This window comes from Psychroserpens luteus, assembly GCF_015319355.1.
In the GTDB taxonomy this organism is placed as follows: domain Bacteria; phylum Bacteroidota; class Bacteroidia; order Flavobacteriales; family Flavobacteriaceae; genus Psychroserpens; species Psychroserpens luteus.
The window spans coordinates 583,675-604,171 of the sequence record NZ_JADILU010000001.1; the positions used below are offsets into that span (position 1 = coordinate 583,675).

The following is a 20,497-nucleotide window of genomic DNA, read 5'->3' on the forward strand; positions in this document are numbered from 1 at the left end:
AGGGATGACAGATTCAGCAAAGCTGAATCAGGAGGGTTTAAGTCCAAGAGTAAGTATTAGAATAATCAAAATTTAATAGCAAATTTCTGCATCAATCGTAAGATTTCAACATACAGCCAAATCAATGTTGCTAAAAGTCCCCAAGTAGCGAGCCACTCTTTCCATTTAGGAGCTCTGTTTTTTTGACGTTCAATATGATCAAAGTCTAGAAGTAAAGAAAAAGAAGCTACAATTGCAGCAATACAATTAAAAACAATGGCGAACCATGACGTTCCCCATATGTAAGTTTCAATTCCGAAGAAACCTAAAATCATAGAGATCAAATACACTACAAAAATACTAACTGCAGCAGTAATAATAACGCTTCGTATTTTTTTGGTGACCACAATAATTCGAGTTTGATAGAGGAGAAGCATCACGAAAAAAGTAATGATGGTAACACCAATAGCTTGATATGGTAACTCTGGGAAATTTTTATGTGCATAAGCCGAAAATCCACCTAAGAAAAACCCTTTTGCAATTGCATACAATGGTACTAAAAATGGAGCCCAATGTTGTCTTACAGAAATCACAACACTAATAATTATAGATGCAAGTATGCCTCCAAGTGTAAACCATTTCATGGATGTTCCAGCTTCGTTAAGTTTCCAGAGGTAAGCAGTAATTGCTACTATTACCAAAATACAGCTTAATGATTTGATAAAAATACCTGTAACCGTCATTTTTTTTGAGGAGGTTTTAGAGCCTTCCCAAAAAAAAACTGAGAATACAGGATTGTTGGTTTTGTAATTTGATAATTTCACTATGAACTCATTTTAAATTTTTGTGTTTGACCGAAAATGTGTTAAAATTTACTAAGATAATGCTATTTTTGAAAGTCATAGCATCGCTATGGCTAATAAAATAAATGAAATATGAGTGAATTTTAATCATTTTTTAGGAAATAGAAAAAGTCAAGATGAGTTCTACAAATTAAACTTATAACCAATAGCAAAATCTTGAGAAAAATTACCTTGATTATCTAATAATAGTGCAAATAGTTCGTTGTAAGCTAAGGTAATATAACTGTTTTCTGTAAGTCTAATATCTGCTCCAATGCCAAAAATAAACGGAACATCAAAAGCTGTTTGGCTAATTTCTTCTGTTGTAATAACATCCTCAACGTTAGTAACTACAGTTGCATTTGAGAAATTTACGGTTGCAAATTTTACATTTCCGTAGAGACTAAAAGACGCTTTATTTATGACTCTAAAACGATATCCTAAAGCTAATTCTGTTGTAGAATATTGCAAATCATCATGTTCAACGACATGTTTTGCTTGTAAAAAAACAGCATGTCTAGAAATTTGGTTGACATCCAAAACTTCTAATTCTCCACCAAACTGAGGTGTTGTAAGATTATCAGGATTGGTGATGAAAGGACTATTTGTGATACCTCCAAAAACACCAATTCTAAATTGTAATTTGTTACGAACTGCAGTTGTTTGGTAATTAGAATCTGAATTACTATTATGAGTGTCAATAAATTCTTTGAGGCTAAAAAGCGTAAGATTTAATCGTTTGGTTGACATGGATTCATTGGTCAACTCGTCTAAAAGGGTTTTGTATTCTTGCTGAAATTTACCGTCTTTTTTGGTGTTTTTTAATTCAATGATGGTCTCGTTTTCAGTTTTTATGAAATAGCGATATTTTCCATCAATGATATTCCAAAGTAGATCGAGCTTACCATTAACTTCGGTTTTCAACTCTAGAGTTTCTCCATCAACAGTATAGGTTTCTTGTGCTTCTGAGAAAGCAAAACTCAATACCAAGCAAAATAAACAAACAATTTTTTTCATTACAATTAAAGATTTGGATTTACGTAAATCTAACAAAAATAATTGATAGTGTACTTGTTCTATTTTTTATAGGTTCTGTCTTTCCATTTATAGCCTGTAAAAACAGATATGAATGCAACATAAATACTAAAAAACGGATACAATAAGCAAGACAAAAAGTAAGATGATAAAAAGTGTCCTTGTTCAAAAAAGCGAGCGGTTTTAAAGATCAATAAAAAGTCAATTAAAAATTTAATTGCATAGGTGTAAACGAGTGTTTTTAGAGATACAATTTGTGCTAAATATAATAGCGGAAGACATACCAAAAGTGCATTCATAAATAAAACTGCTATTGCAGTCAATTTACTAAAAACGTTATTGTAATTTGAAGTTTTTGCAGCCCATCTAACACGTTGTGACTTCAAATTTTTAAAAGTCAACTCTGGTTTAGTAGTGACAACAATAGCTGCGTTTTTGATATAATGAACACTGTTTTTATCAAGTTTAATTACTTTCTCAAGTAGAAAAATATCATCTCCACTCGCCATATGTAAATTGCCTTCAAAACCATTAACCTCATTGAATACATCTTTGTGATAAGCTAAGTTTGCGCCATTGCACAAAAAAGGTTTGTTAATCCCAAAACCACCAATAGTTACACCTTGTAAACTCAAAATATCAAGAAGTTGAAACCGTTTAAAAAAGGAGTCAACAGTTTCTAAAGTCACTGGAGCAATCAACAGTTTAGGATTATGATTTTGGATATAATTATCAAAAGTATCTAGCCAATATTTTGGGAGATTACAGTCTGCATCTGTGGTAACAATCCAATTATATTTAGATTGATTGATAGCTAAAGTAATCGCATCTTTTTTTGGAGAATTAGAAACTCTAATATTTTTTACTACGGAAATATTAAAACCTTTAAGATTGCAATTCTTTATTTTTTCTACGGAATCATCCTCAGATCCATCATCTACAAGAATGATTTCAAACATCGTTTTAGGGTAATTCAATCTGGAAATAGATGCCAATAAAAGAGGAAGATTATCTGCTTCATTTCTAAAAGGAATGATAACCGAAAACTTAGTTTTTGGAGGAATATCTTCTAACTTAAAATCTGGGACTTTATCAAAACCATACACAAAGCTCCCAATTAAAAGCAGATATAAAATAGTGATGATAAAAATGATGGTAATCATAAATTGCTGTCTGTTTTAGGAAGATTAAAATTTAGTACATAATAACTGCCAAAGATACTTGGCAGCACAAAATTAAGCAACCACATAATCATGATGATGCTAAGAATTGTAAACTCATCTACACCAACTATATAAAATAAATAGACTGCGATACTACCTTTTATCACGACATCAAAAATAAAGATTGACGGAATTATGGATGCTAACAAATACATACTAGTAATCACTATCATTGCATTTAAATAAGTCAATTCAACTCCAAAAATATGTAGTAAGAAATAAAATTGAAATGAGAAAATGAAATAGCGCAATGCAGATATTCCAAAAGCAGATAGTTGAATGCCAAATGGTAAATCTTTAAAAAATGACTTTAACTTATCTAAAGAAAATCCTTTTATCTTAAATCTTTTTTGTTGTAAACCAAAGAGCGCAAAACCAATTATGACAACTATTATGAGTAAAAATCTAGAGACTCTAAAATAGTCAACATTTAAATCATACGTTGAGTGCATCAAATATAAACCGATACTTCCCAAAATAACGGTTATAGTCATTTGCATCATATTACTAATGAGATTAAGAAGCATTACTTTTTTACGCATGGTTGACTTAAAGTAGATAGCTTTTGCTCCATATTCTCCAATTCGGTTTGGTGTAAAAAGGGAAGCTGTTAATGCGCCTAAACTTTGTTCTAAAGCATTTTTGAAAGAAATAGTTGTAATATAGCTGACTAATGTTTTCCATTTTAAAATTTCAAAAAACCAATTAAAAATGGTTAAAAGGAGTAAAATACTGATGTTTTTGAGTGAAAAAACGCCATTTTTATTCAAATGTTGAAAAAAATCATGAAAGTCTAAATCTTGATTATTAGCTAATTTATTATAGATAAAATAAAAAGCACCAACAACAATGCTTAATTTAATAAGTACAAAGAAGAATTGTTTAGTTTTGTAAGGAAGACCTCCAAAATTCATAAAAGTAACGATGTGTTAAACCAAATGAATTTTAGAATAAACTTATGATATAGTTTATTTTAATGTCTATTTGGTGTTAAGCACAAATTAAACCATTAAATTGATATGACCTTAAATAATAGACTTCAAAAAACAAGTATTTTAGTACTTGCCCTTATGTGTTTTTCATTTGGCTTTGCTCAAAAAGCTACAAATGAAATCAAAGCGCAAATTGCAATAGGTGTTAATAGTCCGTCGCAATCTGGATTCGTTGACGGATTTCAAGCTAAATCCATCAATTTTCCAACAGTAAATCTAGGTGTTCAATACATGTTTAAACGTCAATTTGGAGCCAAATTAGATTTTGGATTTAATCGTTTTTCAAGTGGTGATAATTCTATTGATTTTAAAACAAACTACACAAGAATCAATGCGCAATTTGTATATGATCCAACAGAATCAATTACATTTTTACCACCAAGACTTGGTTTACTAGGTCATGCTGGACCTGGTTTTTCAATGGTAAAACCTTTAGGTAGTTTTGGAGATAATAAGACCTCATTTTTAAATCTAATGGCTGGATTAGAAATACATTATGCCATGAGTGAATATATGTCTTTATATACAGATGTTTCATATATCGTTGGATTTGGCGGAGATTTTGATCCAATCACAGAAGGCTTTGGGTCTTTTAATGGAAACCTTATGACTATTAGCTTCGGAATTACATTTTCACTCAGCGGTTGCAAATATTGTTAATTAATGAGCAACGAAAAAATCATATTAGGTATTGATCCTGGAACGACTATTATGGGTTTCGGTCTCATAAAAGTCACAGGGAAAAAGATGGAATTTTTACAACTCAATGAGTTGGATTTAAAAAAATACTCTGATCATTATCTTAAGCTAAAACTTATTTTTGAACGTACCATAGAATTAATAGATACGCATCATCCAGATGAAATAGCTATTGAAGCACCTTTTTTTGGGAAAAACGTACAAAGTATGCTCAAATTAGGTCGAGCACAAGGAGTGGCTATGGCTGCAGGATTATCTCGCGAAATTCCAATTACAGAGTATGCACCTAAAAAAATTAAAATGGCAATCACAGGAAATGGTAATGCGAGTAAAGAGCAAGTTGCTAAGATGCTTCAAAGTATGTTAGGACTAAAAACCATACCCAAAAATTTAGATTCTATGGATGGATTAGCTGCTGCAGTATGTCATTTCTATAATCAGGGACGTATTGAGGTTGGTAAAAGTTATTCTGGTTGGGGAGCTTTTGTGAAACAGAATGAGGATCGAGTTAAGAAATAATCAATGAATAAAATACTCTACAGTATTACTTTTTTGTTATTTGTTGGTTGTTTAAGTAATGACAAAACCAATAATGATGATATTTCTCAAGTTGTTGAAAATCAAGAGCCAACTTTAATTGATGAGTGTACAGGAATCGACTTGAGAATTGGAGGTGTTATTAAAAGATCAGAATTATTAGAAGAGTTAGCCAGACAACCTCGAAGTGAAAACTTTAAAGAGATACCTGATAAAGATAAAGTCACGTATCTAGATTTGTCTGCAATGAAATTTACTGAATTACCAAAAGAACTTTTCGAGTTTAAAAATTTGGTTGGATTAGATCTTTCAAGTAATAACTTTACAGATAAAGAAAAACTTATAGAAGACTTGGCTAAATTTCGAAGCCTAAAAGTACTCAAGTTGATTTGGTCCAAAATGACCAAGCTACCAAATAACATAGAGTTATTATCAAATTTAGAAGTACTCAGCTTAGCTAGTAATAAATTGACTTCATTAAATGAAAACATTGGACAATTACAAAGACTGAAAGTTTTAAGTCTCTCAAATAACAAAAACCTTAAAGACTTACCTGTATCTATAAAAAACCTAAAATGTCTACAAATTCTAAATGTTTCAGGAACAGGATTAATACGCTTAAGAGAAGAGGTTTCAGAATGTACTGAATTAGTAATTTTAAAAGCAAACGCTTCAAAGATTGAATCTATTCCAGAGAATATTGGAAATCTAAATAAGTTGGTAGTACTAAATTTGGCTGCAAATAAAATTGTTAATATTCCAGAATCAATAGGAAGTCTTAGTGAATTAGAAAATCTTAGTTTAGGTTCAAATGAGATTTATAAGCTTCCAAAATCACTCTCAAACCTAAAAAAAGTAACGCTAATTACTTTAGATTTCAATAGGTTTAAAGAATTTCCCATAGAAACTTTTGGGTTAGATGGTTGTTATAATCTATCGGTTCATAATAATGCTTTTCCTTCAATTCCTCTTGAAGTAGGTCATATGAAATCACTAACTCATTTATTGATTGATCATGAAATTATCACAGATAAAAATATTGAAGAGATTAAAAGTGTAAATCCAGATTTGCGTGTAATACGTGAAGACTCTCAAAAATATGTGAAGAATGGAATTAAACGCAAAAACTAATGTCAGGAATCTACATACACATCCCATTCTGTAAGCAAGCGTGTCATTACTGTGACTTTCATTTCTCAACATCACTAAAAAAGAGAGATGAACTTGTAATCGCATTAGCTAAAGAATTAGAAATGCGTAAAGGCGAATTCAAAAATATAACTGTAGAAACCATTTATTTTGGCGGAGGGACACCATCACTTTTAACCATCAAAGAACTTGATTTTCTAATCAAGCAAGTGTATGTGAATTATAAGGTTTCCGAAGCTCCAGAAATCACAATAGAAGCCAATCCAGATGATTTAATAAAAGCAGAGCAATCTGTTGAAATAGACTCGGAATCTATTTTTGAAGCATATAAAAACATAGGCATCAACCGACTTTCAATAGGTATTCAATCTTTTTTTGAAGCTGATTTAAAATTGATGAATCGTGCACATAATACTGAAGAAGCAAAATCTTGCTTAGAAGAAGCAACACGCTATTTTGACAATATTTCTATTGATTTAATTTACGGAATTCCTGGTTTAACAAACAAACAGTGGCAACAAAATATTGAGATGGCTTTGAGTTATGGGATTCCGCATATTTCAAGCTACGCGCTTACGGTTGAACCCAAAACAGCTTTAGAAAGTTTTATTAAAAAAGGTGTAATTGCTAATGTAGATGATGATTTGGCACATGAGCAATTTCATATATTGGTAGAGACTTTAGAAGCTCACGATTTTGTGCATTATGAACTCTCTAATTTTGGTAAAAAAGGCTTTTTTAGTAGAAATAATTCGGCATATTGGCAAGGGAAACCGTATATAGGAATAGGGCCTTCTGCGCATTCTTTCTCCGGAAATGAGCGTAGCTGGAACATTCGTAATAATTCAAAATATATAACAGCAATTGAAGCTGGCACATTTCCGAAGGAAACAGAAACATTGAGCACAACCGATAGATATAATGAATATGTCATGACAGGATTGCGAACAGTTTGGGGAGTTTCTCTTGAAAAAGTGGAAACCAATTATGGCTTGCATTACAAAAAATACCTTTTGGAGCAATCACTACCTTTTATAAATCAACAATTATTGTATATTGAAGATGAAAAGCTTTTGGTTACCAAAAAAGGAAAATTTTTGAGTGATGGGATTGCTTCAGATTTATTTATGCTGAATCCTTCTTAGTTCAAATTTTAACAAGAAAACTTATATATAACTTTGTAACTTTTAATATAAAAGATACTGAAATAAATTCAGCATAAATGCTAGCAACAATACAATATAACTCTAGAAAACTACAAATCAATTTATCGCAACCTTTAGATATTTCGATACCTATGCGAGCTTCAAAATCAAATGCAAACGCATGGTATATTGAGGAACCAACGATTGAAGCTGTTAAGTTTGAAGACGATGTGATAAGCGTTGCAGAAGGTGCAGCTGTGAATTTTAATACGATAAATTTTAATCCGCATGCACATGGCACACATACCGAATGCGTTGGTCATATAACCAAAGAAGTACATTCTGTAAATCAAAATTTGAAACAATTTTTCTTTTTAGCAGAGGTCGTAACCGTTGCTCCAGAAGAATTAGATGGAGATACTGTGATTTCTAAAGCACAATTACAATTTGCTCTTGGAAACAAAAAACGAGATGCTATAGTTATTAGAACGATGCCAAATACAACAGATAAATTGTCGAGGCAATACTCAAATACAAATTGGACGTATTTGCAAGAAGATGCAGTTGCTTTTTTAGTAAAAAAAGGTATAAAACATTTGCTTATTGATTTGCCAAGTGTTGATAGAGAAGAGGATGGAGGCGAATTGAAAGCTCATAAAGTGTTTTGGAATTTCAACGGAAAACTGCGTAAAGATGCTACAATAACAGAGTTTATTTATGTGCCTAATAACGTTGATGATGGTGAGTATTTTTTGAATCTTCAAATTGCACCTTTTGAAAATGATGCAACACCTAGCAAGCCTATTTTGTATAAAGTATTAGACTAATTATATGTTGTGGTTTTATTCGGAAATATCTACAATTCAAAGTATGGCTCAAAATTTGAATACAGATAGTAAAACACATTAAATTTTATAGAAAAACTAACTATGGACACATTTTTTGTAATCATATTAAGCATATTAGTCACGCTTGGAATTGTGACAATTGTAAGAAAATTTAGATTAAAAAAGCTAACCCATTCTCAATCGGTAATCTTATTAGAAAAAGTAAAAAGAGTATGTAAATTCATTACTGTAGAAGGGGACTTTGCAGAAATTTACCATTACGAAGACGTGAAAGAGCGGTTTTTAAAGCTTATTTCAAGTAAAAAGAAAGCGTTGGTCGTTATAAATGCTAAAGCACATGTTGGTTTTGATTTGTCTAAAATTCAAATGGATTCTAATGTAAAAACAAAAACGTTAACATTGTTTCATTTTCCGCAACCTGAGGTTTTGAGTATAGAAACAGATTTAAATTACTATGATAAATCTGATGGCATGTTTAACAAGTTTGAAGCGTCAGATTTAACTGAATTACATAATGAAGCCAAACTTCATATTATGAATAAAGTCCCAGAAAGCGGATTGTATGAAATTGCAAAAAAGGAAGCCTTAGATTCGGTTTTACTTATAGAAAGTATAGTAGAAACTATTGGATGGAAGTTAGATTACACAGCATTAAAGATTGAAGATAAAAAACCTCAAAAACTTCAAGAATGATACAAATATCAAAAGATAAATCCCGTTTAGATCTCAATTTGATTCACGAGTTTTTAACAAAAACCTATTGGGCAAAAGGTCGGACAAAAGACGAGGTAGAAACATCGATTGAAAACTGCATGTGTTTTGGAGTTTATATAGACAATAAGCAAATTGGATTTGCACGTATCGTATCAGATTATGTTGTTTTTGCCTATCTAATGGATGTGTTTATTCTTCCCGAGTATAGAGGGAAAGGCTATTCTAAGCAATTAATGAAAATGATAAATGAAGAGCCAGTGCTTAAGCCATGTAAAGTTTGGATGTTAAAAACATCTGATGCTCATGAACTTTATAAGCAATTTGGATATACAGAGTTAAAGCATCCAGAAAAAGTAATGGAGCGTATTTTGAAATAAAGATAATTAACTCAAAGTAAGTCAAATACTACGAAGTAATTGCTTAAATTTATTGCAATTTACTAATCAAATGAAGACTAATTTTCTTTTATATCTATGTGTCTTTATTATTAATTGCGGTTATTCTCAAAACGGTTTTTATAAAGACAGCTTAACAGTTTTAGCAGATTCTTTGCATGTAAAGGGAGAATATGATCGAGCTATTTCCATTAGGCAGCAAGCCATAAATACACAAAAAAAAGCTCCAAAAGATTATCAAGCTTATTTGAAAGCTAAATATTTTCACACCAATTCTTCTAGGTTAGAGTTTAAAAGTTACAACTACCATAATCCAGATAAGTCAATTACCAAAAAAGCACGCGAGCAATATTTGGATAGTGCTTTACAGTCTGTCATTAAAGCAAGAGATTTGTACATCAACGTGGAGCGTCCAGATCGTATATTCCAATATCAACTTCAAAACAGGATTTATCATCAAACTGCCTATTTGGGAAATTGGAAACATGCTTTAGAACAAGCACAATTAGGTTACGAGTTCTTGAAAGATACGCTTACAAGTAATGATAAAAGTTTTGTGGATTTAATTTATGATATTGGATTTATATATGGCAAGTTAGGTGATTACTCTAAAGCAGTAGATAATTACCAAACCTCACTAGATTTATATCAAATAAGTATTGGTGAAAAAAATACAGATGTAGCTCAGGCATACAATAATATCGCTGTTGAGTATAGAAATTTAGGTTTACGTAGAAAAGAATTAGAGTCACTTTTAAAAGCTAAAACAATTTGGGAACAACTTAATGATGAGTTAGACCAACAATTTCTTTACAGATGCTACGGTAATCTATTTTATTGGTATTCATATTATGGTGATTTTGATAAAGCGGAAGAATATATTTTAAAGAAAAACCAATTAAGAACAAGTGCAATAGCAAAAAAAGCAAATGGGTTTTTAAGAAATAAGGAAGAAATTTATGAAGATCAACTATCAGAATGGTATGATTTAATGTTGCATTATTCTAGAAAAAAAGATACAAATAAAACAGCTTTGTATGCTGAAAATATTTTAAAAACTATCGATTCAGATAAAAAAATACTCAACTTTGAAGTAAACATATTAAGTGCTACATTAAAATCTCAGGCTTCTTTAATAGAGAAATCAAATCCTGAAGAAGCCTTGTTAATGTTAGATAAAGCCATTGATATCCAGAAAAGATATCAAGATGTTTTTTATACTAAACCTTTCGCTTTTCAATTATATAAGGTCGAATTATTATTAGAAGCTAAAAAATATCTAGAAGCTTCCTTATTGTTGAAGTATTTAAACGCTTTAAATGACAATGAAGAAGTTTCTAGTAGATTTAAATTAGCCATTCTAAATGCAAAAACTGCTCAATATTTGAATCAAAATGAAAAAACTAGAAACTATTTTGATACTGCTTTTAAGTTATTAAACAATTCTAATCATGATATAGAAAGTATAGCCATTGAAGATTTAACGCCATTAATTTCATTTGAAACGATTGATGGTTTTTTGGCAATGGGAGATTATTATACTCAAGAGTATAAAAAAAACAACTCTGAATTTGATTTTAAAAAAGCGACACATCGTTATTTATTAGCCTCTAAAATTTATAATCAATTGTATTTGGGGCAACGTTATAATGAAAGTTTGTTCACCTCTTATAATGCTATAAATGAGCGTCTATTAACTATTGGATTAGAAAAACCTAATGATGTGATATTGTTGTCTAAAATCTTAAATACCATTGAAAATAATGGCTCCAAATTAATGTGGTCAAAATTTATATTTAATAACCAAAGACAGCAGCTTAATATTCCTGTAATAGTTGCCAACGAGGAGGAAAGTGTCAAAGCTCAGCTTAATTTTTATCAGAATGCATTGATAAATTCAGAAGAAAATTCAGAAGAAAAAATCATACTTTGGAAAAGTAAAATTTATGAATTAAAAAACAGGTTATCCGAAATTCAAGATTCTATAAGGGAACAAAACAAAACACATTATCAATTTAATGTTCAGGATTTTGACATAGCAAATGTGCAAAAGACTTTAAAAGAAGGTGAAGTCATTATCAAGTATATCCTTACCGATAATTATTTATGTTCATTCTTAATATCCAAAAAGCAAATTGAATTATTACCAACAACAAATAAAACACAAGTTTTAAATACTTTAAAGTCGTGTTTAAATGATTTGAAACAGAGAGCTCCAAATTATCAGCCAGCATTTAAAGAAATGAAAGCGGTATTACTTAATCAAATCGATTATCAAGAGTATGAAAAGTTAATAATTATTCCTGATGGTGCTTTGTATTATTTGCCTTTTGAAGCCCTTTTTTTAGAAGAAAAAATACCTTTGATTAGTTACGCTTCCTCGTTGTCTCTCTATCAAGAACAAAAAAAGATAAAATCAACTTTTACAAATCTCAAAGTTGGAGCCTTTTCTGTATCAAACCAAAATTCTAAATTACCAAAAGCTTCAGTTGAAATACATTCAATTCTTAATATTTTTGATGGGAAAGTATTTTTAAATGCTTCAAAAGAAGATTTTTTAAAAAATGCCAATGAATTTAATGTATTGCATTTGGCTATGCATTCTAAGATTGATGAAGTACATCCAGAATTTTCAGCACTAAATTTTTATGGAGAAAATGATAATCAACTATTTATTTCTGAATTATACAATGAAACCTTAAACGCAAATATGGTTGTATTGAGTGCTTGTGATACTGGTACTGGATTTTACGAAAATGGTGAAGGCGTTATTAGTTTGTCAAGAGCGTTTAACTATGCTGGAGTTCCAAGTACAGTCATGAGTTTATGGAAAGTAGATGATGAAGCAACTGCTAAAGTTATGACCTTTTTTTATGAACATTTAAAAAAAGGGGAACCCAAAGATGAGGCGCTCAAAAATGCCAAATTAGACTACTTAAAAAATACTGATGATGACTTGTTAAAGCATCCTTATTATTGGTCTGGTTTTGTGATTACTGGCAATACAGATGCGCTTGTAGAAACTCACAATTATTGGATGTATCTGTTGATATTGCCTTTAATTATTTTTGGTTTATTTATAAAACGATTATTCCAGTTTTTCAAGAAGTGAGCTTGCTTCAGTTTTTTTAAAGGTTTCTTCGGAATTAATTAAGGCTTTAAGTTCTACTTTTGCTTTTTCTAGTTGTTTTGTTTTTACATAAGCTAATGCCAAATACCAATGTGTACGATTGGTCAATGCATCATTATAGGTCAAATGTTCCTTAAATATTTCAATGGCTTCTTCTATTTTACCCAAAACTAAAAGCGAATTTCCTTCGTAGAATAGCAACTCCGAATTTTTCGTATTGTTATAAGCATTATCAAATAAAGGAATTGCTTGTTCGTAATTCATTTCGTTATAAGTTATAAAGGCATTGTTTAATGCGGTTTTATCAGTTTCTGATCGTACAATTGGTGAACTCACGTTTTTTGAAGGCTCAAAATAGGTTGCAAATAATTTATCTTCATTAATAGAAGAATTGATCAAAAAATTAATGCTCAATGCGATGATTAATAGAGCTGCTACTGCGGTTAAGGGTTTCAACCATTTTGAGATTATGCTTTTTTCTTTGTGGGCATATTCAGATTCGTAAGATGTTAATTGCTTTTTAAATTCTACATCGTCTTCTACTTCTGAAACCGATTTTATAGCTTTTAGGAAATCAACTTCTTCTTTAAATTCAGGATTTGTCTTATACAAATGATTGAATTCTAAAAGCTCTTGTTTAGAGATGTTCTTAGAAAAATAATTTTCTATAAGTTCATTACTATTCATATTTGTGGGGATTTTTTAATAAGGTCTTTCAGTGTTTTTAGACAGCGTGATTTTTGACTTCGCACCACAGCTTCACTTTCATAACCTTTCAATGTTGCTATTTCTTCATTAGTTAGTCCTCTATAAAAGCTTAATGTTAACATTTGCTGGCAACTTTTTCCTAATTGCTTAAAATAATGCCGAAGTAATTCTTGCTCTTTGGTTAGATTTCCGGTTGCATCAATAGAAATTTCTTCATAATCAAAGTCTACTTTATGCACTTGTAATTCATAAGATTGGTTCTTAGAATACTCTTTTAGTTTTTTGTAGATAAGGTGTTTGCCAATTCCAAAAAGATAGGTTTTAAAACTACTGTTGACGTCATAAAGTTTTCCGGAAAGAGCATGTTTTCTTATAGCTAAGAAAGATTCTTGATAGATATCTAAACTATCAGCTCCTGCAATATTGTATTTTTTAGAAAAGAATAAAAACTCATTTCTATAATTGCCATAAAGCTCTTTAATGAGCTTTTCGTCACCTTGTTTTAGGGCATCAACATAATGGTGTTCCATAGAAAATTAAAAATATTTTTAAACAGATGTTAACATCTGCGAAAATTCTTTCACTAAAGGTAAAGTATTCTAAATCAATTCAAAATGAAAATCACAAATAGTCACGTACTTATATCTGTTCTTTTTTGCATGTTTCTAATTCCAACATCTCAAGCGCAATTATTTAAAAAACTAAAAAAGAAGGTAGAGCAAAAGGTAGAAAATGTCATTGTTGAAAAAGCATCAAATAAAGCTGCTGAAAAAGTATCAAAATCTATGGATAAGGCTTTTGATGTTAACCCTTTTGGAGGAAGTAAAGAAAAAGCAGATCCTAATTTAGTTGCAGATTCTTATGGGTTTACATGGAAATATTCATTGAAAATGACAACTAAAGAAGGGGAAATGGTATTTGATTATTATTTGAAACCAGGTGCAACCTACTTTGGATTTACTACAGCAGCCATGGAAAGTATATTTACTGTAATGGATAATGGTAATGACATTACAGTAATGTTTATGGAAACCAAAGGTAATAATATGGGTATGGTGACCCAATTAACAGGTGATTTGGACTTAGAAGACACTAAAGACGAATCGGCAAGTTTCAGTTTTGAAACATTACCAGATAAAATCATAAACGGTTACAAATGTAAAGGTGTTAAAGCGACTAATGAGGACTACGAAATGGTAATGTATTTCACCAACGAAACCGAAGTGAGTTTTGACGATATCTACAAAAACAAGACCACTAAAATACCTATTCAGCTTAAAGATTATTTCGATCCTAATGATAAAGTACTTATGATTTATATGGATATGAAAAATTTGAAAAACAAAAAGCAAAGTGCCACAATGGAGTGTATTAGTTTAGAACAAGTAAAAAAATCAATCAATAAGTCAGATTATAAATTTATGTAATCAATGTGATCACTATTAATTATTAAGAACAATAAATCAAACAATAAATCAAATGAAAAAGTTAAGAAACATTACTCGTACAGCCATATTTTTAATGAGTTTGGGCATTCCTCTCATGGGATTAATTGGTTGTAGTAATTCTGATGACTCTAGTGATAATGACCTAGATTGTAACAATTGGACAGAGCAATATTTGACACAAGCAAATGCGTATTCAGATGCAGCTACTTTATATGCCAACGATCCCTCTTTAATTAATTGTCAAAATTACAAAGCTGCTGGATTAGATTATATAGATGCTTTAGAAGGCGTTATAGATTGTGTCCCAACAGCAACTACACAAGAATATATCAATAGTTTAAATGAATATAGAGCAGAGGTTAATGCTATTGAATGTAATTAAAATTTGAGTAGCCAGAATTCTCTCGCGATTTCAAAAGTTAAATTAGAATTATAAAAACTTAACGCTTATTAATTAACCATTCAAAACTTTAATAATGAAAAAAGGACTACTTTTTGTTTTGTTCGTAAATATTACGCTTACTGTGTTTTCACAAGCGACTTATACCGTGAATAGTACAGATGATTTACCAGATGTAAATATTAATGATACTGTTTGTGCAGATATAAATGGTGACTGTACGCTTCGTGCAGCCATTCAAAATTCCAATAAAACTAGTAATAAAGATACTATTGAATTTAATATATCTGGAACAGCGCCATTTACCATTTTACTTGAAGCTAGTGAACTCCCAACTATTGGCTATCCTGTTGTTATAGATGGTCGCACTCAAATGGAATATGCAACTTCAAATACGCCAGTTATTGAAATCGATGGGTCAGGTTTACCAATAAATAATTCTGGTCTTAAAATTTATGGGTTTTCTGATAATTCTGAAATTTACGGTTTATCAATAGGAGGTTTTCAAAGGTTGGATGTGTCGCCATTTACAGGAGGATATGGTATTGATGTCTACTCTCAAAACAATATTATTCAAAGTAATTATATTGGATTGAAACCAGATTGTACCACTTTAAATCCCAATCAATGGGGAGTATATTTTTACAACAGTGGTAATAATACATTTGGAGGTACAGGAGATTATGAAGAAAATGTTGTTTCTGGTAATTATTCTGGAGGCGTAACGTTTGATGGTTTAGAATCTTCTAACAATACAGTTCAAGGAAATTTATTGGGAACAGATGCCACAGGACTTCTACCTAGAGGAAACCGTTTTAATCTTCAATTACTAAATGCGCCTAATAATATTATAGGAGGTAATACACCAGAGGCTCGAAATATTCTTTCAGGTGGTGTGAATAGTCAGTCTGCAGATGTGGATGGGACGGGAATATCCATAACTGGTGTTAATTCAATAAATAACACGATTATAGGTAATTATATAGGTACAGATATTACAGGAACGCAAGCCATGCCTAATGCTAGAGCTGGTATATTATTACTCTTTGGAGCAAGTAATAATAATATTGGAGGCGAAGAAACTGGAGAAGGAAATCTCATATCTGGAAATGGATTTTACGGAATTTATCTTCAAGGTGGTGCAGGAATAAATCCTGTTGCTTCCAATAGTATTAAAGGAAATTATATAGGCGTTGATGCTACGGGAAATTCAGCATTGCCAAATTCAAGAGGTATAATGATGCTTACTGGAGAAATTGATGCTAATATTATTGGAGGAACTACACCTAGTGCCAAAAATGTGATTTCGGGAAATACAAGTGCAGGTGTTGCAATATTTAGTGGAGAGAACAATCAAATACTTGGAAATTATATAGGTACGAATGCTTCAGGAACAACCATACTTGGGAATAATACTGGTATTGATTTAAGAAGTGGTAATAATAGTGTTGGTGGACAAACTGCTGGTTCTAGAAATATTATTTCAGGGAATTATATAGGAATAGAGATTTCAGGAAATACTTCGAGTGGATGTTCAATAAAAGGCAATTATATTGGTTTGAATGCTGCAGGAAATGCAGCGTTGGCTAATACTACAGGGATATCGTTAATATTTTCAGCAAACAATAGTATTATTGGAGGTCCTAATCCTTCAGATAGAAATATAATTTCGGGAAATGCCATTAGAGGACTATCGATAACTGGTACTTCACACACCATTCAAAACAACTATATAGGTCTAAATCCAGCTGGAAATGGAATTATTAAAAATGGAAATGAAGGTATACGATTCAATGGAAACTTATTAGGTACTCAGGTTTCAGAAAATACCATTTCAGGGAATGGAACAGTTTCAACTTCAGCCATAAATGTGAACTTTAATTCTGCAAATAATGTTCATTTTTTTAACAATAAAGTAGGCACTTTACCAGATGGTAATACTGGAGTCACAAATATTGGTGTTGGTTTGGTTTTGAATAATTCTAGCACTAATACCATAGGAGGTGTTTCTGAAATTGATGGTAATATCATAGGGAATCATAATTTAAATGCAGTAACTATGGTTTTTAACTGTAGTAATAACACATTTAGTTACAATAAAATAGGTGTTGGAATAGATGGTGTTTCAGATATTGGAAATGGTTTAATAGGAATTGCTAATTCAGGATCCAATTCAAATAATCTGATTACCAATAATACGATAGCAAACAACCAAAAAGGAATAGAGTTAAATCCTGCGCTAGGGATTCCCATTAATATGGCTATTGTAGAAAACAGTATTTATGATAATTCAGTTATTGGAATTGATTTAATTGGCACAACAGAAAATGATGTGGACGATGCAGATACAGGAGTTAATAATCTTCAAAATACACCAGAAATAAGTGTGGTAAATCGTTTAGCAGGAACTGCCATGGAAATCACGTATTCAGTTCCGAGTTCCATCGCAAATTCTGCCTATCCATTGACCATTGAATTTTTTGGAGCCTCCAGTGGACAAGGGAAAATATTTATAGATTCTGATGTTTATACAGCTGTCGGAACTAAAACCGTGACCATAAATCTTCCAACTGGTTTTGACCCAATCGACTTTGCCAACATCGTAGCAACTGCCACAGATGCAAACGGAAACACGTCGGAATTTGGAATTGGTACAGATGTCACACTGTCTGTATCTCAAAACGAAATTACAGGTTTTAAAGTGTATCCAAATCCAGTTTCCAATCAATTATTTATCAAATCGCCAGCATCAGAAAGCTATTCTTTAAGGGTGATGAATGCTTTGGGACAATTGGTTTTGTCTGAAAAAGGCAATACAACTTCAACGACATTGGATGTTTCAAATCTATCCAAAGGACTTTATTTATTGAATATTGTTTCCGAAGATGGAAATTCCGAAACCATCAAATTCATTAAAAACTAAAAAAGAAACTATGAAAATATATTTAAAAATGCTGATAGTTTTAGTTGTATTGATGTCGTGTCAGGACACAAAAAAGGAGGGTAATGGTTTGATTTCTAAAGTTGAAAAGGAAGAAATATCTCAAAAAAGAAAGATGGATGCTTCTAAAGACAAACAGAATAAACAAATCCTTACGAAAGCGCAGTTTGAAGACTTTTTCCCAAAAGATATTGTCGCCTATAAACTTTTTAATGTTTCTGTACTCATGTCAAGTGCATTCGCCAGTGCAATGTATGTCAAGGGTAACGATTATGACCATACCCTCACTTACAGTCTAGAAGACTGCAACAGAAAAGGGGCTGCAAATGTTAAAAATTTTGAGGCCTCATATAAAATAAAAGGTCAAGGTGCACCAGGTACAGAATATATATACAAAGAACGCGATGGCCACAAAACCATCGCCTTTTTACAGCCCAAAATTAATCGGAATGATCTACGGTTTGTCTACAACAATCGATTCCGAATCGTTATCAAAGGCGCTGAGACTATTGAAACGTTATGGTCTTATATCAAAAAAGAAGATTTACAAAAACTGGATACCTATTAAAACCAAAACTTATGAGCTCAATTGAAAATAACACAGTAACAACAAACGAAGGCAAAAATATAGCCATCATTGCCTACATCACTCTTATTGGATTAATCATCGCCTTTGTGATGAACAATGACAAGAAAAATGAGTTTGCAAAATACCACATCAAGCAATCTCTTGGATTAGCTTTAACCGGGCTGGCATTGGGCATGATTGGAATGATCCCCATATTAGGCTGGATCATAAATATCCTCGGTATTTTTGTCTTGTTGTACATGTGGATTATGGGCTTGATAAATGCCATCAATGGACAGGAAAAACCAGTGCCTATTTTAGGGAATAAATATTTGGAATGGTTTAAAAATTTATAAAAACTATAAAAATACTACCTAAAAAAATGAAAACCACAATAAACAATTTGCTTATCGTTCTATTTTCCACCCTTGTATTTACGTGCACTAACAAAGAAAATAAAACGGATGCCACTCAAAATGAAATAGTCGCTAAAAGTGCTAATCCCAAAAAATCTGCCGATATTGACTCTCCATGCGAGCTTGTTTCGATGGAAGAAGTGAAACGTATATTCGCCATAGAACTTCCTATAGAATTGAAAGATGTCGTTTATACCTATCCTACCTGTATTTATAGATGGAAGGATGGTAAAATTACCACATCGGCAACATTTGGTGGTCAAGAAATTATATCAAAATTACCTAGCGAAGTTTTAATCGTCATGGTAGAAAAAGCCAATGAAGCTATGTTCAAACAATCTACATCAATTTATAAACAACCGCAAAAAGTTTCCAATGTGAGCAGCATGGCCATCTGGGATTCGAGGTTGTCTCAATTAACCTTTCTTTCAAATAGTTATCTGTTTCATGTGCATGTTAAGGTTTCTAAAGATGACCTAGAAAACAAAGAAAAAGCGATTGAGGTTTCCAAACTCATTATTGACAAAATTTAAGAATAACAGTCCTGATAAATTAGATATCTGGTAAAACACAGTAAAAATTTAGACAGATAAAATAAAAGCTCCAAAATGGAGGTAACCAACATCGCCAAGCTCCATACGGATTTGCAATGGTATGCAGTTGACACAAAATAATCTAAACTAAAAACACAATGAAACCACTATCGTATTTCATAATCGTACTGCTCCTAGTCTTCAATTTAAACAGTTGCAACAGCGATACCAAAACAACCACCGAAACCGCAGTAAAAACCACAGCCCCAGAAACACCAAAAAAGAAACGAAACGAGACCACCAGAAAAACAGCGAATGTAAGTATTGAAGCTGTCGTTAATGGAGAAAATTTCAGTTTAAAAACCTATAATCCGGAAAAAAGTACTGATGTAGTTTACCTAAATAATGCAGTCCAATTCAGAATCACCGACTTTGATGGCCAATCTGTGATGGTCAACTTACTATCGCCCGATATGTTCAAGAAAAAGCCTCTAACCATCAGTCAACAAACAGCCGCACTTCCCATAAAAGAGGTCCATGGCACAAAAGAACAAAGCAAACTTTCCTTTGATTTTAAGAGTAATGACCCAGGCACAGCAAAAACGTATGAGATGTATGATGGGGAATTGGTGGTTGAAGAATTCTCCGATACTAAAATTGTGATCACCTTTAATGGCAGAGGCTTCCGATATGGATCTATCAATAAGGAAGCAAATCTATTCCCAATGAAAGGAAAATTGGTCACGGAAAACTTTAGCATCAATGACTTTAGAATGGAAGTAGAATAACCAATCA

Annotated in this window: 21 protein-coding genes; 15 read left to right on the plus strand and 6 right to left on the minus strand. The window is 31.6% G+C overall.

The window, feature by feature from the left end; genetic code table 11:
* Nucleotides 1-65: 65 nt before the first annotated feature.
* The 4 genes from IM744_RS02600 to IM744_RS02615 form a co-directional block, all read right to left on the minus strand.
* Nucleotides 66-803 (minus strand): Bax inhibitor-1/YccA family protein, encoded by a 738-nt coding sequence (locus tag IM744_RS02600; RefSeq protein WP_194506523.1) that lies wholly within the window; start codon nucleotides 801-803, stop codon nucleotides 66-68.
* Between the two features lie 162 nt (nucleotides 804-965).
* Entirely contained in the window at nucleotides 966-1,838 is an 873-nt protein-coding gene (locus IM744_RS02605; protein ID WP_194506524.1) for an outer membrane beta-barrel protein, read from the minus strand.
* Between the two features lie 59 nt (nucleotides 1,839-1,897).
* Nucleotides 1,898-3,019, minus strand: a complete 1,122-nt coding sequence (locus IM744_RS02610; RefSeq protein WP_194506525.1) for a glycosyltransferase family 2 protein — start codon at nucleotides 3,017-3,019, stop codon at nucleotides 1,898-1,900.
* Nucleotides 3,016-3,993, minus strand: a complete 978-nt coding sequence (locus tag IM744_RS02615; RefSeq protein ID WP_194506526.1) for a lysylphosphatidylglycerol synthase domain-containing protein — start codon at nucleotides 3,991-3,993, stop codon at nucleotides 3,016-3,018. Before IM744_RS02615 ends, IM744_RS02610 begins: the two co-directional genes overlap by 4 nt.
* A 105-nt stretch (nucleotides 3,994-4,098) precedes the next feature.
* On the opposite strand from IM744_RS02615, the gene IM744_RS02620 reads away from it, so the two are divergent.
* The 8 genes from IM744_RS02620 to IM744_RS02655 all read left to right on the plus strand — a co-directional run bounded on the left by IM744_RS02620 (nucleotide 4,099) and on the right by IM744_RS02655 (nucleotide 12,670).
* Nucleotides 4,099-4,731, plus strand: coding sequence for an outer membrane beta-barrel protein (locus tag IM744_RS02620; RefSeq protein ID WP_194506527.1), 633 nt, complete (start codon nucleotides 4,099-4,101; stop codon nucleotides 4,729-4,731).
* A gap of 3 nt (nucleotides 4,732-4,734) precedes the next feature.
* The gene (gene ruvC, locus IM744_RS02625) at nucleotides 4,735-5,289 is read left to right on the plus strand and encodes a crossover junction endodeoxyribonuclease RuvC (protein WP_194506528.1); all 555 of its coding nucleotides are present in this window, start codon (nucleotides 4,735-4,737) and stop codon (nucleotides 5,287-5,289) included.
* Nucleotides 5,290-5,292: 3 nt separating this feature from the next.
* Nucleotides 5,293-6,438, plus strand: a complete 1,146-nt coding sequence (locus IM744_RS02630; RefSeq protein WP_194506529.1) for a leucine-rich repeat domain-containing protein — start codon at nucleotides 5,293-5,295, stop codon at nucleotides 6,436-6,438.
* On the plus strand, nucleotides 6,438-7,601 hold the full coding sequence (hemW, locus tag IM744_RS02635) for a radical SAM family heme chaperone HemW (protein WP_194506530.1): 1,164 nt from the start codon (nucleotides 6,438-6,440) through the stop codon (nucleotides 7,599-7,601). The genes IM744_RS02630 and hemW overlap by 1 nt, the downstream gene beginning before the upstream one ends.
* 77 nt (nucleotides 7,602-7,678) lie before the next feature.
* Nucleotides 7,679-8,428 (plus strand): cyclase family protein, encoded by a 750-nt coding sequence (locus IM744_RS02640; protein WP_194506531.1) that lies wholly within the window; start codon nucleotides 7,679-7,681, stop codon nucleotides 8,426-8,428.
* A 102-nt stretch (nucleotides 8,429-8,530) separates the two neighbouring features.
* Nucleotides 8,531-9,142, plus strand: a complete 612-nt coding sequence (locus IM744_RS02645) for a DUF4230 domain-containing protein (RefSeq protein WP_194506532.1) — start codon at nucleotides 8,531-8,533, stop codon at nucleotides 9,140-9,142.
* Complete coding sequence (locus IM744_RS02650; protein ID WP_194506533.1) at nucleotides 9,139-9,540, plus strand: GNAT family N-acetyltransferase; 402 nt, start codon at nucleotides 9,139-9,141, stop codon at nucleotides 9,538-9,540. Before IM744_RS02645 ends, IM744_RS02650 begins: the two co-directional genes overlap by 4 nt.
* Nucleotides 9,541-9,610: 70 nt before the next feature.
* The gene (locus IM744_RS02655) at nucleotides 9,611-12,670 is read left to right on the plus strand and encodes a CHAT domain-containing protein (protein ID WP_194506534.1); all 3,060 of its coding nucleotides are present in this window, start codon (nucleotides 9,611-9,613) and stop codon (nucleotides 12,668-12,670) included.
* Here IM744_RS02655 and IM744_RS02660 read toward each other — a convergent pair.
* On the minus strand, nucleotides 12,647-13,375 hold the full coding sequence (locus IM744_RS02660) for a tetratricopeptide repeat protein (protein ID WP_194506535.1): 729 nt from the start codon (nucleotides 13,373-13,375) through the stop codon (nucleotides 12,647-12,649). The two genes, IM744_RS02655 and IM744_RS02660, sit on opposite strands and share 24 nt — an antisense overlap.
* Nucleotides 13,372-13,926, minus strand: coding sequence for an RNA polymerase sigma factor (locus IM744_RS02665; protein WP_194506536.1), 555 nt, complete (start codon nucleotides 13,924-13,926; stop codon nucleotides 13,372-13,374). The genes IM744_RS02660 and IM744_RS02665 overlap by 4 nt, the downstream gene beginning before the upstream one ends.
* Before the next feature lie 84 nt (nucleotides 13,927-14,010).
* Between IM744_RS02665 and IM744_RS02670 the strand changes: the two genes are divergently transcribed.
* The 7 genes from IM744_RS02670 to IM744_RS02700 all read left to right on the plus strand — a co-directional run bounded on the left by IM744_RS02670 (nucleotide 14,011) and on the right by IM744_RS02700 (nucleotide 20,490).
* Nucleotides 14,011-14,823, plus strand: a complete 813-nt coding sequence (locus IM744_RS02670; protein WP_194506537.1) for a DUF4412 domain-containing protein — start codon at nucleotides 14,011-14,013, stop codon at nucleotides 14,821-14,823.
* A 52-nt stretch (nucleotides 14,824-14,875) separates the two neighbouring features.
* Nucleotides 14,876-15,226 (plus strand): hypothetical protein, encoded by a 351-nt coding sequence (locus tag IM744_RS02675; protein WP_194506538.1) that lies wholly within the window; start codon nucleotides 14,876-14,878, stop codon nucleotides 15,224-15,226.
* A gap of 94 nt (nucleotides 15,227-15,320) precedes the next feature.
* Nucleotides 15,321-18,167 carry a beta strand repeat-containing protein gene (locus IM744_RS02680; protein ID WP_194506539.1) on the plus strand — a complete coding sequence of 949 codons (2,847 nt, stop codon included), beginning with the start codon at nucleotides 15,321-15,323 and terminating at the stop codon, nucleotides 18,165-18,167.
* 10 nt (nucleotides 18,168-18,177) lie between these two features.
* Nucleotides 18,178-18,753, plus strand: a complete 576-nt coding sequence (locus tag IM744_RS02685; RefSeq protein WP_194506540.1) for a hypothetical protein — start codon at nucleotides 18,178-18,180, stop codon at nucleotides 18,751-18,753.
* An 11-nt stretch (nucleotides 18,754-18,764) separates the two neighbouring features.
* Entirely contained in the window at nucleotides 18,765-19,109 is a 345-nt protein-coding gene (locus IM744_RS02690; protein WP_194506541.1) for a DUF4870 domain-containing protein, read from the plus strand.
* A gap of 26 nt (nucleotides 19,110-19,135) precedes the next feature.
* Nucleotides 19,136-19,702, plus strand: a complete 567-nt coding sequence (locus IM744_RS02695; protein WP_194506542.1) for a hypothetical protein — start codon at nucleotides 19,136-19,138, stop codon at nucleotides 19,700-19,702.
* A gap of 158 nt (nucleotides 19,703-19,860) precedes the next feature.
* Nucleotides 19,861-20,490 carry a hypothetical protein gene (locus tag IM744_RS02700; protein ID WP_194506543.1) on the plus strand — a complete coding sequence of 210 codons (630 nt, stop codon included), beginning with the start codon at nucleotides 19,861-19,863 and terminating at the stop codon, nucleotides 20,488-20,490.
* Nucleotides 20,491-20,497: the final 7 nt, after the last annotated feature.